This window comes from Delftia sp. UME58, assembly GCF_014170385.1.
GTDB lineage: Bacteria > Pseudomonadota > Gammaproteobacteria > Burkholderiales > Burkholderiaceae_C > Comamonas > Comamonas acidovorans.
Genome location: NZ_LZZV01000054.1, coordinates 22,404 through 38,098 on the forward strand (window position 1 = coordinate 22,404; position 15,695 = coordinate 38,098).

The window sequence follows — 15,695 nt, forward strand, 5'->3', positions numbered from 1 at the left end:
GCGGGCATGGGATTCAGCGGCGCAGGCGATTCGAATTCAAATGCAAATGGTTTGCATTCAAATTATGGCATGGGAGATCTCTGCGCCATCATGCCGCCCTGCGATCTTTCAATCCTGCAGCGCCAGCTGTTCTGTGCGCGCAACATCGGGTCTTTGGGCTTGTGCTGCCAGCAGGGCTTCGCCGATTTCTCCGGTGCGCACCGAGGTGACGGACAGCAGGGTGTCGCTGAGGCCGTGCGAGTCCTCACAGGCGCCCTGCAGGAAGATGGCAGGGCGAAAGTCCGGCGTGGTGTGCACCTGGTAGTCGCGGCTCACGGAAAAGTCTCCCAGGTACGGAGCCAGCGGCTCCAGCAGGGTCTTGTGGTGCTCGCGCGCATAGCCGGTGGCCAGCACCACCACGTCGTAGCGCGATGCATGGTCGATGCCGCTGTTGAGGTCGCGCAGCCCCAGGTGGATGCCGTCGCCGGCCGCCCGCACGTCGTGCACTTCATGGCGGCGCAGGAAGCGGTGGCGCGTGTCGCCGACGACTTTCTGCTCGTAGAACACCTTGAAGATGCTCTCGATCAGCTCCAGGTCGGGGCAGGCGTAGTTGGTGTGCCAGAACTCGCGCAGCAGGGCGCCGCGCTCGTCGTGCGGGCGGCTGTAGACATGGTCCACGAAGTCGGGGTTGAAGATTTCGTTGACGAAGGGGCTGTCATCGGACGGGCGGATGGAGCGGGCGCGCATGACCAGGTCGATCTCGGCCGTGGCGTAGCGGCCGTGCAGGTCCATGAAGATTTCCGCTGCGCTTTGGCCCGCACCGACCACGGCGATGCGCAGCGGCCTGGCATGCTCGGCAATGCTGCGCAGATAGGCGCTGGAGTGGAAGACGCGCGCATCGCCGCGCAGGGACTTGAACTGCTCGGGAATGCTGGGCGTGCCGCCAATGCTCATGACCAGGCTCTGGCCCAGGCGCTCATGCATGTTGCCGGCCGCATCGCGCGAGCGCACGCGCAGCAGCTCGACCTTGCCATCGCGTTTTTCGGGCAGCACCTCGATGACTTCCTGGCCGTAGACGCAGCGGTCCTCGAACTTGGCGGCGGCCCAGGCCAGGTAGTCGTTGAACTCGTGGCGGCTGGGGAAGAAGGTCTTGAGGTTGATGAAGTCCTGCAGCCGGCCCTTCTCGTGCAGGTAGTTGATGAAGGTGAAGCGGCTGGTGGGATTGCGCAGCGTGGCCAGGTCCTTGAGGAAGGACACCTGCATGTGGGCCTGCTCCAGCAGCATGTCCCGGTGCCAGGCGAAGCGCGGCTGCTTTTCGATGAAGACGGGGTGCATGGCCCGCGCGGTGGTTTCGCGCTCCTTGAGGGCGATGGCCAGGGCAATGTTGGAGGGGCCGAAGCCGATGCCGATCAGCGGGTGGGTTTGCATGGAAGGTCCTTTCATTGGGTCGATGCGTCCAGTGCGTCCGGCGCGACTGCGTCGGTCTGCGGTATCCACAAGGCGTCTGCGAAAAAGCGTTCCCTGAGCAGGACTCCCAGCACGGCGCGCTTGTGCGGGAAGTCGAATTCCTTGACCAGCGCATAGCCGCAGCGCGGCAGGCTGTTGCGCATCTTGCGGTTGTCGGCGCGCGGCTCCACGACGATGCGCTGGGTGCGGCAGTCGTCCAGAAAGAGGTAGTGCGACAGCGAGGGCAGCCAGGCCGTCAGGTAGGGCCGGCCGCGATAGGGCGCCTCGCCCACCAGCGCGTGCCAGCCCCGGTCGTGGTCGCCAGCGTCATAAAAGGGGGCGATGCGGTCTTCCTTGGCCCAATAGGCCTCGAAGTAGCCAAAGGGCTGGCCGTCAAAACAGCCGATGAGTCCGGTCACATGCGGGTCGGCGGCAAGGCGCTGCAGGTAGTTGCGGTGGTGGGCAAGGTTGCCGCCTTCCTCCCAGAAATGCGCGACGACCGGGTCGTTCATCCAGCGGTGGATGAGGGGCAGGTCGGCCTCGGGCTCCACGGTGCGAAAGCTCAGAGTGCGGCCCAGCCAGGGGATGAAGCGGCGGTAGACCTCGCCGCGCGGCTTGTGCAGGCGCACGGGGTGGCGGCGACCTTCGCTGATCGTGTAGTGCAGCGCATAGGGTGGGCGCGGGCGGGGCAGCCACAGGGGCTGCTGCCACAGCACGCTTCTTGCCACGCGCGGGGCCTGGCCCGGCTGCAGGCTGACAAGGCTGTCGCGCAGGCCGGGCGGCAGCCGGGGCAGGGACAGCTCGATGGCTTGCGCATCGGGATGCAGGCCAAAGCCGGCCTGCAGCGCGGCGAGCAGTTCATCCGCTTCGGGCATGCCCGAGCAGGGGCCCAGCCATTGCAGCTGCATCAGGCCTGGCGCGGCCGTGGGCGACAGGTTCCAGAGACTGGGCCTGCCGGGCCTGCCGGCATCCACGGCCTGCGAACGTTCCAGGCGCAGCCGTTGTCCTTCGCTGAAGACGGTGATCGTCTCGGCGCCCGCATGGGCGAGGTAGCTGGCGCCGCAGGCGTCTGGTGGCGATGGAGCGGTGGCTTCGGCTGGACGCACGTGGACTCTTTCAGATGGGGCGCCCCGCACGCGGCGCATGGGGAAGGGCACGGACTCGAACAAGGACACAAAGAGGGAGACAAAGCGGCCTCATGACCGGGATGACGCGCAGACGCGGCAAATGTTCACGCCAGGGCCGGGCTGCGGGTGGCCTGGAAGGCACGGGCCAGCGCCTTGCAGAGCCGGCCGCGCAGCACCTCGGCCTCTTCGGTGATGGCGCACAGCCGCGCAAAGTCGTGGACCATGCCGGCGTAGATCTGCAGGTCCATCTCGACGCCGGCGGCCTGCAGCCGTTCGGCATAGCGCCTGCCTTCGTCGATCAGCGGGTCGTACTCGGCCAGCACCATCAGCGTGGGGGCCAGCCGGCCCAGGTCGGATGCCTGCAGGGGGGCAAAGCGCCAGTCCTGCCGGTCCGCATCGCTGCGCAGGTATTGGCCGAACATCCAGGCCAGGGTGTCACCTTCCAGCAGATGGCCGGTGGCCAGGCGCGCATGCGAGTCACTGTCCTGCCGTGCTGCCGTGCAGGGGTAGAGCAGCAACTGCAGCAAGGGCTGGGGCATGCCCGCGTCGCGCGCGGCGATGCACAGGGCCGTGGCCAGCGTGCCCCCGACGCTATCGCCGCCAATGGCCAGCCGCTGCGCGTCCAGGCCATGGCGGCGGCCGTGCTCCAGCAGCCATGCCAGGGCGTCCTCTGCGTCGAGGAAGGCTGTGGGAAAGCGGTGCTCTGGCGCCAGCCGGTAGTCGATGGCCAGCACGCTGCAGGGCGTGCCCAGCGCCAGGCTGCGGCACAGGCTGTCATGCGAGTCGAGCCCGCCCAGCACATAGCCGCCGCCGTGAAAGAACAGCAGGCAGGGCGCGGGTGTGCCCGGCGGCCCGCCCCGGTAGAGCCGGGCGCGGATGCGTGCGCCGTCGCGCGTGGGCAGATCCAGGTCTTCCATGGGCAGGTCATCGCCCGGCAGGTCCAGCGCCAGCGTGGCGTGGTCGTAGGCGGTGCGCGCCTGCACGGCCGTCATCTGGCTCATGCGCGGCCGCCGGGACGCCTGGGCGTTGGCGAGTTCGAGAAAGTCTTGCAGATCGGGGTGGAGAGCCATGGCGTCCTTGAAAGGCAATGGGCAGAAGTGCGGCACGGAAAAGACCGGCGGGCAAAAGGCGCAGGCATGACGCCATGCATCAGCCTTTCATCGAGATGACGCGTGGCGCGCGGATTTGTTCATGGCCGGGGGGTGAACATTTCCGGCGCCCGTACGTCTTGCAGGAAGGAGATGCGGTGCGCAATGCAGCGCCTCCACGCACGCCGGGGCAGGCCGGCATCAAGAGTTCACGCGCTCCAAGGTGCGCAAGAGGAATCCCGTTATGCAAAAAGCCAGCCAACCGCCTTCCGAGGTATTGCGCCTGCTCCAACCGTTCCTGCCATGGATCGCCCTGTCCGTGATGGCGGGCATCTGCGCCGGCGGTGCCACGGTGGCGCTGCTGGCCACCATCAACCAGGTACTCAATCGACCGGGCGGACTGGCGGGTGGCCTGTTGCTGATCTTTGTGGGCCTTTGCGTGACCGCGCTGGTGGGCCGTGCAATCTCAGATGTCTCCACCAACCTGGTGGGGCAGCGTCTGGTCGCCCAGGTGCGCAAGAGCCTGGCCGAGAAGATTCTGGCTGCGCCCATCGACGCCCTGGAGCGCTACCGCACGCATCGCCTCATGCCCGTGCTCACGCAGGATGTGGACATGATCAGTGACGTGGCCTTCGTGCTGGCCTCAGCCCTGATCGCCGTCGCCATTGCGCTGGGCTGCCTGGCCTATCTGGCTCTTTTGTCGCCGCTGCTGTTCGGCATGCTGGTGGTAGCCCTGTCGATCGGAGTCACCATCCAGGTGGCGGCCCAATCGCGCGGCGTAGCGGGTTTCTGGAAGGCCCGTGACCAGGAGGAGACGCTGCACAAGGCCTATCGCAGCATCAGCGAAGGTGCCAAGGAACTGCGCATGCACCGCTCCCGCCGCAGCCGGATTTTTCGCGAGCAGATCGAGCGTACGGTGAATGTGATCCAGAGTGTGAACCACCGCGCCATCAATACCTATGTCATGGCGACTGCTTTCGGCTCGGCGCTGTTCTTTCTGTTGATTGCATTGATCCTGGGTTGGGCCTCCATCCGCACGATGGAGCCCGTGGTGCTCAGCGGCTTCGTGCTGGTGCTGCTGTTCCTCAAGGGGCCCATGGACCAGATCGCGGGTGCCTTGCCGAACGTGGGCCGTGCCAAAGTGGCGCTGCAGCGCATAGCCGACCTGTCGGCGCGCTTTGCCAGCCCCGAGCCGCACCTGCATCTGGACAGCCCGCCCGGCGAGGTCCGCCTGGACCGCGACCTGGAGCTGCGCGGCGTGCGCTATGCCTTCGATGCGCCCGAAGGCGGCAAGGCCTTCGAGATCGGCCCCATCGACCTGAAGCTGGACAAGGGGGAGCTGGTCTTTGTGGTGGGCGACAACGGCTCGGGCAAGACCACGCTGATCAAGCTGCTGTTGGGCCTGTACGCGCCGCAGCAGGGCGAGATCCTGCACGACGGCCAGCCCGTCACGGCGCAGACGCGCGACGACTACCGCCAGCTGTTCACCACGGTGTTCTCGGACTTCTACCTGTTCGAGGACCTGGTGGCTGGCGGCGAAGAGGGCCAGGCCGCCGCGCTGCCCGAGGCCGCGCTGCCCTACCTGCAGCGGCTGGAGATCGCCCACAAGGTCAGCGTGCGCAACGGCAGCTTCAGCACCATCGACCTGTCCACCGGCCAGCGCAAGCGGCTGGCCCTGGTCCATGCCTATCTGGAGGGCCGGCCCGTGCTGGTGTTCGACGAATGGGCGGCCGACCAGGACCCGAGCTTCCGCCACCTGTTCTACACGGAGCTGCTGCCCGAGCTGCGCGCCAAGGGCCATCTGCTGGTGGTGATCTCCCACGACGACCGTTACTTCCACCTGGCGGACCGCATCGTGCGCATGGAGGCCGGCCGCATCGTGCCGCCGCACGAGGGCCAGGAAGATCAAGACCGCCAGGAACACAAAGAGCCCACGGCGGCCCGCCCAACCCGCGACGGCGCGCTGGCCGCCACCTGATTCACGCTGAACTCACGAACATGGCAAAGACAAAACTCGTCTACATCTGGTCCTTGAGAAATGCGGCCGCCGACCGGGCCGGCCAGCACATCGCCTACAAGGGCGCAACGCGCTACATGAAGTCGCCACTGGAATACCTGGGCGAGTTGCTGGACAGCAGCCCGCTGGGCGATATCTACAGCCTGGAAGCCGTGATCCACGACGATGACGAGGCCTCATCGCGCGACCGGGAGAAGATCGGCGACTACGGCTTCAGCTACCAGCCGGGCGGGCGCTGGTTCTATCCGCCGGACCTGCGCATCCAGGGGCGCAGGGTCAATGACCTGCTCATGGCCGTGCCGTCCTCCTACCGGCGCCTGCCGCTGAACGATCCGCAGCGCGCCGTGGGCAAACAGATGTTCGAGGCGCAGCTGCAGGACAGGCTGGTGCAACTGGGTGCCGAGCTGGTGGTGCTGGACGGCCTGCTCGTCATCCTGGATCGGCTGGTGCGGCCCGGCGCCCTGTTTCATCGCAGGATCGCCAACATCCATCCCGGCATCACGCGGCTGGAGTCACCGTACGAACGCCGGGGCGCCTGCGCCACGCTGGATGCGCTGCATGGCGCACAGGGCCGCAGGATCGTGGACTGGAACACCATGGAACAGCGCCCGGTCCAGCCCCTGTTCAAGACCGGCGCATCCTTTCACTACGTGGACAACGGCATAGACTCCGGCGAAGTCATCGCCGACGTGCTGGGCACCGACATCGACCCCGCTGACACCATCCTCGAACTGCGCTGGAACAACTTCCAGCACAGCCTGTTCCCTGCATTGCGCAAGGGGCTGGAGATGATGGCCAGAGCGCCTGCAGACACGCCTGCAGACACCACGGTGTGACAACGCGCGGATCTCAAAAACCGGCACGGCCCGAAGCGAGGGACACCGAGCAAGGGCCTATGCCGGCCGCGCCGCCCCGCCCCGCCGCGAGGGTGTCGTCCCCCTCCCTCGCGAAGCGAGTAGAGAGGGGGAAGCGGCGCAGCTGCTCAGGGGGTGCTTCACCTCGGTGCCAGGCGGATCGCCCCATCGAGCCGGATCACCTCGCCATTGAGCATGTCGTTGTCCAGGATGTGGCGCACCAGCTTGGCATAGTCCTGGGGCGTGCCCAGGCGGCTGGGGAAGGGCACGCCTGCGGCCAGCGCGTCCTGCACTTCCTGCGGCATGCCGAACAGCATGGGCGTGCCGAAGATGCCGGGAGCAATCGTCATGTTGCGGATGCCGTTGCGCGCCAGGTCGCGCGCAATGGGCAGCGTCATGCCGACCACGCCGCCCTTGGACGCCGCATAGGCTGCCTGGCCGATCTGGCCGTCGTAGGCCGCCACGCTGGCCGTGGAGATCAGCACGCCGCGCTCGCCCGTGCTCTCGGGCTCGTTGGCCGACATGGCGGTGGCGGCCAGGCGGATCATGTTGAAGCTGCCGATCAGGTTGACCGTGATGGTCTTGGAGAACAGCGCCAGGTTGTGCGCGCCGTTCTTGCCCACGGTCTTCTCGGCGGGTGCAATGCCCGCGCAGTTGACCAGGCCCGCCAGCTTGCCCAGGCTCACGGCCTTGTCCACCACGGCCTGGCCATCGGCTTCCTGGCTCACGTCGCATTTGACGAAGACGCCACCGATCTCGCGCGCCACGGCCTCGCCCTTGTCCGCCTGCATGTCGGCAATCACCACCTTGCCGCCCTCGGCCGCCAGCATGCGCGCCGTGCCTTCGCCCAGCCCGGAGGCGCCGCCCGTGACGATGAATACCCGGTCCTTGATCTGCATGGAATGTCTCCTTGGTTATCTGACGTTGACGTAAACGTAACTCTCAAATTATGCATGCAGCCCCGGCCGCAGCCATGTCGCGCCCAAGAAAAAGCCCGGCAGTGCCGGGCTGGTGATGGGCGCGATGGGGATTACTGGAACCCGGCACGGTCCAGCATTTGCTGGACCTTGGTCATGTTCTTGCCGACAGCCGTGATCGGGATGGTCTCGCTCTTGAAGGGCTTGCCGCCGGTCATTTCCTTGAGTGCGGGGTTGTCCAGTTCCACGCCCTTGGCTGCGGGCCACTCGTTGTTGCCGTTGGCAAAGTAGTTCTGGGCCGCGGGGCTGGCCAGGTACTCCAGGAACTTGACGGCGTTGTCCTTGTTCTTGGCGTGGCGAGCCACGGCACCGCCCGCGATGTTCAGGTGCGTGCCCCAGCTGGACTGGTTGGGAAAGACCACGCCGATCTTGCCGACCACGGCCTGGTCCTCAGGCTTGCCCGAGCGCATCATGCGCGCGAGGTAGTAGCTGTTGGTCACGCCGATGGTGCATTCGCCCGAAGCCACGGCCTTGATCTGGTCAGTGTCGCCACCCTTGGGCGGGCGGGCCAGGTTGGCCTTCATGCCCTGGATCCAGCCTTCGGCCTTCTGGTCGCCCATGTGCTCGACCACGGTGCCGAACAGGCTCAGGTTGTAGGGGTGAGAGCCAGAGCGGATGCACAGCTGGCCCTTGAACTTGGGGTCGGCCAGCGATTCGTAGTTCTGCACGTCGGCAGGCTGGACCTTGGCCTTGTTGTAGACGATGACGCGGGCACGCGTGGACAGGCCGAACCAGCTGATGCCGTCCGCCGTGGGCTGGGCGCGCAGGTTGGCGGGAATGGCGTCTTCCAGCAGCTTGGAGTGGATGGGCTGGAACAGGCCATCGACCTCGCCGCGGTACAGGCGTGCGGCATCGACCAGCAGGATCACGTCGGCCGGCGAGGCCTGGCCCTCGGCCTTCAGGCGCGCAATGATGCCGGCGTCATCGCCGTCCACGCGGTTGATCTTGATGCCGGTGGCCTTGGTGAAGCCGTTGTACAGCTCCTCGTCCGTGGAGTAATGGCGCGCGGAGTAGAGGTTGACGACCTGGGAGTCGGCAATGGCTGTGCCGGCAGCCACCAGGGCGCAAGCGGCAAACAGGGCTTTCAGGGATTTCGACATGAAGACAGGCCTCTCTTTGTTGGCAAAGCGCGATGATAGGTCAAACGCGAATTGTTCTTAATAAAGGGTGGGGCCTGTCTAAGGGCTTGTATGAGGCGCTCCCTGGTGGGCCGCGAGCCAAGGCGCGCGAAAAAGCGCACGAAAAAAAACCCAGTCCAAAGACTGGGTTTGAAAGGATCCAGAAACGGGGGTTTCAAGAGGATCCAAGGAGACAACTGGTCAGGTCTTTCGACCCGGGATGCGTGCAATTATGCGGGTAATCACTGATTCTTGCACGCAGCCCTGTTGTAAGACGGCGTGATCAACGCTTGCGGGTCTGGGCCGACTGGACGGCTTCGTTGGCGGTGTTGGTCACGGCCGTGAAGTTGGCTTCCGCCAGGTCCGAAGCCTGCTTGACGGCCTTTTGCACCGACTCGAAGGCATTGTTGGCAGCCGACACGGCGCTCTTCATCACGGCCACGGCGGTTTCGGAGCCGGCGGGTGCGTTCTTGGCGGTGGTATCCACCAGGGCGCTGAAGTTCTTTTGCAGGTCGGAAGCCTGGCTTTCGAAGGTCTTGGCCAGCTCGGCGCCGGTGCCGCTGGCGATGTCGTACAGGTGACGGCTGTAGGCAGCGGTCTTCTCGGCCAGGGGCTGGAACAGGTTGGCCTGCAGCGACAGCAGTTCCTGTGCGTCCTTGACGCTCAGGACAGCCTGGGTGTGCTGGGCGGCTTCGGTCAGTGCGGCGCGCGAGGCGGTCACATTCAGTTCCACCAGCTTTTCAACGCCTTCGAAGGCCTTGCTCGTCAGGCCGAACAGGGTTTCCAGGTTGGCTTTTTGTGCGCTCAGGATTTGGTCAGGGGTCAAGCTCATGTCAGTCTCCAGAAAAACGGACCACAGGGTCTCGGGTTACGGGGAATCGCCTGCGCTGACTTGACCGAAGTGTCATGTTGCAGTGCAGCATGGGTCTTATTGTAGGGATTGCAAAAAAGGAATCAAGTACCTGATGCTGCGGTGCAGCAAAAAAATTCGGAAAGCTGTGGGTTTTTTGTAAGTCTTTGATTTTGAATTGGTTTTATGTCGGTTTGACGACATTTTTCAGTTGGCATGCTTACTCGCTTGGCGAGTGATTGGCAGCAGTGCGCGTCGTGATGGCGACAGTGGCCGGGGACAGGGCGCATTCGGCCGGCGGCACAATGGCCGCCATGAATGAATCGCCCCCGAGCCGCCCCGCGCCGCAGCCCCGTTCGGCCTATGCGGCATTCCGACGCATCAGCACGCGCTGGTCGGACAACGATGTCTACGGGCACGTCAACAACGTCGTCTACTACAGCTGGTTCGATACGGCGGTGAATGCCCATCTGATAGAGCAGGGCGCGCTGGACATTCATGCGGGCGAGACGATAGGACTGGTCATAGAGACCCAATGCAATTACTTCGCCCCGCTGGCCTTTCCGCAGGAGGTGGAGGCCGGCATCCGCGTGGCCCGCATCGGCGGCTCCAGCGTGCGCTACGAGGTGGGGCTGTTTGCGCAGGGCGAGCCGCTGTCGGCCGCAGCCGGGCATTTCGTGCATGTCTATGTGGACCGGCAGACGCGCCGGCCTGCCCAGATTCCGCAGGCGCTGCGCCGGGTGCTGGAGCCGCTGCTGCGCGGTTGATGGCGTGCGGGGCGCATGCAAGGCGCCCGCTCGCATCGCGGCGGCGTGTGGATGGCCTACACTCGAAAGCTGTCTGCCATCTGACCGCTTGGGCGCTTACCGCCCGGCTCTGTCCATGATCATCACCAGCCTGCTCGATACCGACCTGTACAAATTCACGATGATGCAGGTGGTGCTGCACCAGTTTCCCGGGGCACAGGTCGAGTACCGTTTCAAGTGCCGCAATCCCGGCGTGCAGCTTGCGCCCTATGTGAACGAGATTCGGGCCGAGATCCGCTCGCTGTGCAGCCTGCGGTTCCAGGATGCAGAGCTGGCCTACCTGAGCTCGCTGCGCTTCATCAAGAGCGATTTCGTCGATTTCCTGAGCCTGTTCCACCTCAACGAGAAGTGCGTCACGGTGCAGGCGCTGCCCAGCGGCGAGATCGACATCACCATCCGCGGGCCCTGGCTGCACACCATCTTGTTCGAGATTCCCGTGCTGGCCATCGTCAACGAGGTGTACTTCCGCAACACCCAGCCGGTGCCCGATTTTCCCGAGGGCCGGCGCCGGCTGGATGCCAAGATCGCGCTGCTGCAGCAGCCGGGCCTGGAGCAGCTCAAGATTGCCGACTACGGCACGCGCCGCCGTTTTTCGCGGGCCTGGCATGAAGAGGTGCTGCGCGTGCTGTGCGCACGCCTGGGCCGGCCCGGCGCATCCGCGGAGTCCGAGGGACAGTTCGCGGGCACCAGCAACGTGCTGTATGCCATGAAGCTGGGCGTGCGGCCCCTGGGCACGCTGGCCCATGAATACCTGCAGGCCTGCCAGTCGCTGGGCCCGCGCCTGCGCGACAGCCAGATCTTCGGCTTCGAGTCCTGGGCGCGCGAGTACCGCGGCGACCTGGGCATTGCGCTGTCGGATGTCTACGGCATGTCGGCGTTCCTGCGCGATTTCGACCTGTACTTCTGCAAGCTCTTCGATGGCGCGCGCCATGACAGCGGCGATCCGTTCGAGTGGGGTGAGCGGCTGCTGGCCCACTACCGCGCCAACCGCATCGACCCGCTGACCAAGACGCTGATCTTCAGCGACGGCCTGACGGTGCCGCGCACCATCGAGCTGTTCCAGCGCTTCCACGGGCGCTGCCAGCTGGCCTTTGGCATCGGCACCAACCTGACCAATGACCTGGGCGACGCGCCCGACCATGTGCCGCTGCAGATCGTCATCAAGATGACGCGCTGCAACGGCCAGCCCGTGGCCAAGCTCTCGGACACGCCGGGCAAGAGCATGTGCGATGACGAAAAGTACCTGGCCTATCTGCGCCAGGTGTTCGAGATCGCGGCGCCTGCGGCACAGACTTGATCGCTGCACGGCCCGCTGCCAGGAGGGGACAGTGAATACAGAACAAAGAGGAGACGGGACCATGAAGGCCTTGCGTGGATTGTTGGTGCTTCTTGTCGCCTGCGTGCCCTCCTGGGCCCTGGCGGCCGAAATCGATGGCGGCCAGCTGTCGGTGCTCTGGGGCGTGCCCTTTGCGGGCATGCTGCTGTCGATTGCCCTGGTGCCGCTGGCGGCGCCCCATTTCTGGCACCGGCATTTCGGCAAGTTGACGGCGGCCTGGGCGCTGGCCTTCCTGCTGCCCTTTGCTGCGGTGTTCGGCGCGGGCGCGGCCCTGGCCAACCTGGTGCATGCGCTGCTGGCCGAGTACCTGCCCTTCGTGATCCTGCTGACGGCGCTGTACACGGTGTCGGGCGGTATCTATGTGCGCGGCAATCTCAAGGGATCGCCGGGGCTGAACACGGCCATCCTGGCCATCGGCGCCGTGCTGGCCAGCTTCATGGGGACCACGGGCGCATCGATGCTGCTGATCCGGCCGCTGCTGCGTGCCAACGACAACCGCAGGCACCAGGTGCATGTGGTGGTGTTCTTCATCTTCATCGTCTCCAATGCAGGGGGCTCGCTGACGCCGCTGGGCGACCCGCCGCTGTTCCTGGGCTTTCTCAAGGGCGTGGACTTCTTCTGGACGGTGCGCCACATCTTCACCGAGACCTTGTTCCTGGTCGGCGTGCTGCTGGCGCTGTTCTACGCGATCGATACCTGGCTGCTGCGCAAGTCCGGCGAGGCGGACCTGCCCGATCCCACGCCCAGCATCGACGCCTCGGGCCGTGCCAGCCGCCTGGGCTTCGATGGCAGCGTGAACTTCGCGCTGCTGCTGGCCGTGGTGGCCCTGGTGCTGATGAGCGGCCTGTGGCGCACCGATGCAGGGCTGGTGCTGGCCGGCACGCATGTGGGCCTGCCGGGGCTGGTGCGCGATGCGGGCCTGATCGTGGTGGCGCTGCTGTCGCTGCGGCTCACGCCGCGCAGCGTGCACCAGGCCAACGAATTCGGCTGGGGGCCGATGCAGGAGGTGGCCAAGCTGTTCGCGGGCATCTTCCTGACCATCATCCCCGTGATCGCCATGCTCAAGGCGGGCACGGGCGGGCCGTTCGGCGCCATCGTGGGCGCCGTCACGCGCGCCGACGGCACGCCCGATCCGCTGATGTACTTCTGGGCCACGGGCCTGCTGTCCTCCTTCCTCGACAACGCGCCGACCTACCTGGTGTTCTTCAACACCGCAGGGGGCGACGCCGCGCAGCTGATGACCACGATGGCCTCCACGCTGGCGGCCATCTCCGCGGGCGCGGTGTTCATGGGTGCCAACACCTATATCGGCAACGCGCCCAACCTGATGGTCAAGGCCATTGCCGAGGAGCGCGGCGTGAAGATGCCCAGCTTCTTCGGCTACATGGCCTGGTCGCTGGGCATTCTGGTGCCGCTGTTCGTATTGATGAGCTTCATCTGGTTCCGCTGAAGAACCGCCTCCCGCCAAGACAAGGAAAGAGACAGACATGGCAAGCAAACCCCGCATCCTGATCGCCCGCGCCATCCCGCCCGAGGTGGTGCGCAAGCTGGAGCAGCACTTCGAGGTCGAGTCCAACCAGGACGACGTGGTCTGGAGTCCGCAGGAGCTGGCCGCGCATCTGCAGGACAAGGACGGCGTGCTGACCACAGGCTCGCAGACCATCGATGCGGCACTGCTGGCGGCCTGCCCGCGGCTGAAGGTCGTGGCCAACATGGCCGTGGGCTACAACAACTTCGACGTGCCCGCGATGACGGCAGCGGGCGTGCAGGGCACGAACGCGCCCGACGTGCTGACCGAGACCACGGCGGACTTCGGCTTCGCCCTGCTCATGGCCACGGCCCGCCGCGTGACCGAGAGCGAGCACTACCTGCGCGCAGGAAAGTGGAACTCCTGGCGCTACGACCTGTTTGCCGGCTCGGAAGTGCACGGCAGCACGCTGGGCATCATCGGCATGGGCCGCATCGGCCAGGGCATTGCCAAACGCGGGGCGCATGGCTTCGGCATGAAGGTGGTCTATCACAACCGCTCGCGGCTGTCGCCCGAACTGGAAGCCGAATGCAAGGCCGGCTACGTGGGCAAGGATGAACTGCTGGCCATGGCCGACCATGTGGTACTGGTGCTGCCCTACACCAAGGAAAACCACCACACCATAGGCGCGGCCGAGATCGCCAGGATGAAGCCCACGGCCACGCTGATCAACATCGCGCGCGGCGGCATCGTCGATGACGCGGCGCTGGCCAGGGCGCTGCGCGACAGGACCATTGCCGCCGCCGGCCTGGACGTGTTCGAGGGCGAGCCCTCGGTCCATCCCGACCTGCTGACTGTGCCCAATGTCGTGCTGACCCCGCACATCGCCAGCGCCACCATGGGCACGCGCAGCGCCATGGCCGAACTGGCGGCCGACAACCTGATCGACTTTCTGAGCGGCAAGGGCCCGCGCACGCCCGTGAACCAGCCCGAAGCGGCGGCCGCCGGCGCGCGCGCCAAGGCCTGAGTGCCGTATTCCGACAATCGCGGGGAGGCAGGCCATGGCCGCTTCCCGCTGCATGGAGCTGAAGCAAGATCTTGACCCAGATATCCGGAGTATGGTGGGCGGCATGGGCCGTGCTGCTGTTGGGGCAGGCGGCCGTGATCTGGCTGCTGTGCAGGCGCTCGGCGCAGCGCGATGACGGGGTGGCGCCGCAGCAGTTGCTGCAGGCGTTGCAGATGCTGGACGTGCGGCTGCAGCAGCTCGAGCGCGGCGCCCAGGCCACGCAGATGGCCGTGGCCAAGAGTGACGGCGGGCTGGACCGCGTGTCGCAGCAGCTGCAGGCCCATCTGGCCCAGGCCCAGCTCGATGCCCAGGCCGCGCGGCGCGAGCAGGGCGAGGCACTGGCGGCCTTTCGCATGGAGCTGGGCCGGCTCACGGTGCGCCTGGCCGCCGACAGCGCCCAGGCCCGCGAGGTCCAGGGCGAAAGCACGCAGCGCTTCAACGCCCATGTGCAGGAGCGTTTCGAGGCGCTGGCGCAGACCACGCGCAGCACGCTGGACTCCCTCAAGAACGACATCCAGCAGCAGCTGGGCGGGCTGGCGCAGTCCAGCCAGGTCCATGCCGAACAGCTGCGCGGCACGCTCAACGAGCGCCTGGCCACCATCCAGTCGGACAATGCGGCGCGCCTGGAGGAGATGCGGCGCACGGTGGACGAGAAGCTGCATGCCACGCTGGAGCAGCGCCTGGGCGAATCGTTCAAGCTGGTCAGCGACCGGCTGGAGCAGGTGCACAAGGGCCTGGGAGAGATGCAGACGCTGGCCGGCAGTGTGGGCGACCTCAAGCGCGTGATGACCAATGTGAAGACGCGCGGCACCTGGGGCGAGCTGCAGCTGGGCGCCATCATCGAGAACGTGCTCACGCCCGAGCAGTACGCGCGCAACGTCAAGACCGTGCCCGGCAGCGACGACATGGTGGAGTTCGCCATCCGCCTGCCGGGGCGCAGCGACGAGACGCCGGTCTGGCTGCCCATCGATGCCAAATACCCGGTCGAGCAGTACCAGCGCCTGCTCGACGCCCAGGATGCGGCCGACAAGGCGGCAATTGCCTCGGCCGGCAATGCCTTCGAGGCATCGATCAAGTTCGAGGCCCGCAAGATCCATGGCAAGTATGTGAGCCCGCCCCACACCACGGACTTTGCCGTGCTCTACCTGCCCACGGAAGGCCTGTTTGCCGAGGTCATGCGCCGCCCCGGCCTGGTCGAGGCCGTGCAGAACGGCTGCCGCGTGATGGTCACCGGCCCGGCCAATCTGGCCGCCATGCTCAGCAGCCTGCAGATGGGCTTCAAGACGCTGGCCATCGAAAAGCGCTCCTCCGAGGTCTGGGCCGTGCTGGGCCAGGTCAAGACCGAGTTCGCCAAGTTCGGCGAAGTGGTGGATGCCACGCGCAAATCCATTGATGCCGCCGCCAAGCGCTTCGAGCAGGTGGGCGTGCGCACGCGCGCCATCCAGCGCCAGCTGCGCGATGTGCAGGAGCTGCCCGCGCCGGCCTCCGGCGCAGCGCTGCCCGGTCTGCCGGACGACAAAGGCACGGCGGCGGGCATGGAGCCGGGATCGGGGCAGGATTGAG

General features: G+C 66.1%; 13 protein-coding genes. 7 read left to right on the forward strand and 6 right to left on the reverse strand.

The window, feature by feature from the left end; genetic code table 11:
- Positions 1 to 108 precede the first annotated feature (108 nt).
- The 3 genes from A9976_RS15130 to A9976_RS15140 all read right to left on the reverse strand — a co-directional run bounded on the left by A9976_RS15130 (position 109) and on the right by A9976_RS15140 (position 3,622).
- On the reverse strand, positions 109 to 1,407 hold the full coding sequence (locus A9976_RS15130; protein ID WP_183019715.1) for a lysine N(6)-hydroxylase/L-ornithine N(5)-oxygenase family protein: 1,299 nt from the start codon (positions 1,405 to 1,407) through the stop codon (positions 109 to 111).
- Between the two features lie 11 nt (positions 1,408 to 1,418).
- Complete coding sequence (locus A9976_RS15135; RefSeq protein WP_183019716.1) at positions 1,419 to 2,531, reverse strand: GNAT family N-acetyltransferase; 1,113 nt, start codon at positions 2,529 to 2,531, stop codon at positions 1,419 to 1,421.
- Positions 2,532 to 2,656: 125 nt separating this feature from the next.
- Positions 2,657 to 3,622: an alpha/beta hydrolase gene (locus tag A9976_RS15140; protein ID WP_183019717.1), complete on the reverse strand. Its 966-nt coding sequence runs from the start codon at positions 3,620 to 3,622 to the stop codon at positions 2,657 to 2,659.
- Between the two features lie 262 nt (positions 3,623 to 3,884).
- On the opposite strand from A9976_RS15140, the gene A9976_RS15145 reads away from it, so the two are divergent.
- On the forward strand, positions 3,885 to 5,618 hold the full coding sequence (locus A9976_RS15145; protein WP_183019718.1) for a cyclic peptide export ABC transporter: 1,734 nt from the start codon (positions 3,885 to 3,887) through the stop codon (positions 5,616 to 5,618).
- A 20-nt stretch (positions 5,619 to 5,638) separates the two neighbouring features.
- A complete protein-coding gene (locus A9976_RS15150) occupies positions 5,639 to 6,493 on the forward strand; it encodes a N(5)-hydroxyornithine transformylase PvdF (RefSeq protein WP_183019719.1) in 855 nt (284 codons plus the stop codon).
- A gap of 158 nt (positions 6,494 to 6,651) precedes the next feature.
- Here A9976_RS15150 and A9976_RS15155 read toward each other — a convergent pair whose 3' ends face one another.
- The 3 genes from A9976_RS15155 to A9976_RS15165 form a co-directional block, all read right to left on the reverse strand.
- Positions 6,652 to 7,410, reverse strand: a complete 759-nt coding sequence (locus A9976_RS15155; protein WP_034394989.1) for a 3-hydroxyacyl-CoA dehydrogenase — start codon at positions 7,408 to 7,410, stop codon at positions 6,652 to 6,654.
- A 131-nt stretch (positions 7,411 to 7,541) separates the two neighbouring features.
- Positions 7,542 to 8,588, reverse strand: coding sequence for an extracellular solute-binding protein (locus tag A9976_RS15160; protein WP_183019720.1), 1,047 nt, complete (start codon positions 8,586 to 8,588; stop codon positions 7,542 to 7,544).
- A 301-nt stretch (positions 8,589 to 8,889) separates the two neighbouring features.
- A complete protein-coding gene (locus tag A9976_RS15165; RefSeq protein WP_013801612.1) occupies positions 8,890 to 9,438 on the reverse strand; it encodes a phasin family protein in 549 nt (182 codons plus the stop codon).
- Positions 9,439 to 9,761: 323 nt separating this feature from the next.
- Between A9976_RS15165 and A9976_RS15170 the strand changes: the two genes are divergently transcribed.
- The 5 genes from A9976_RS15170 (at position 9,762) to A9976_RS15190 (ending at position 15,694) form a co-directional block, all read left to right on the forward strand.
- Positions 9,762 to 10,223, forward strand: coding sequence for a thioesterase family protein (locus tag A9976_RS15170; protein WP_034394994.1), 462 nt, complete (start codon positions 9,762 to 9,764; stop codon positions 10,221 to 10,223).
- A gap of 115 nt (positions 10,224 to 10,338) precedes the next feature.
- Positions 10,339 to 11,559: a nicotinate phosphoribosyltransferase gene (pncB, locus tag A9976_RS15175; RefSeq protein ID WP_013801614.1), complete on the forward strand. Its 1,221-nt coding sequence runs from the start codon at positions 10,339 to 10,341 to the stop codon at positions 11,557 to 11,559.
- 61 nt (positions 11,560 to 11,620) lie between these two features.
- On the forward strand, positions 11,621 to 13,048 hold the full coding sequence (locus tag A9976_RS15180) for a sodium:proton antiporter (protein ID WP_183019721.1): 1,428 nt from the start codon (positions 11,621 to 11,623) through the stop codon (positions 13,046 to 13,048).
- Positions 13,049 to 13,085: 37 nt separating this feature from the next.
- Positions 13,086 to 14,093, forward strand: coding sequence for a D-glycerate dehydrogenase (locus tag A9976_RS15185; protein ID WP_012206537.1), 1,008 nt, complete (start codon positions 13,086 to 13,088; stop codon positions 14,091 to 14,093).
- 110 nt (positions 14,094 to 14,203) lie between these two features.
- Positions 14,204 to 15,694, forward strand: a complete 1,491-nt coding sequence (locus A9976_RS15190) for a DNA recombination protein RmuC (protein WP_183019764.1) — start codon at positions 14,204 to 14,206, stop codon at positions 15,692 to 15,694.
- Position 15,695 lies beyond the last annotated feature (1 nt).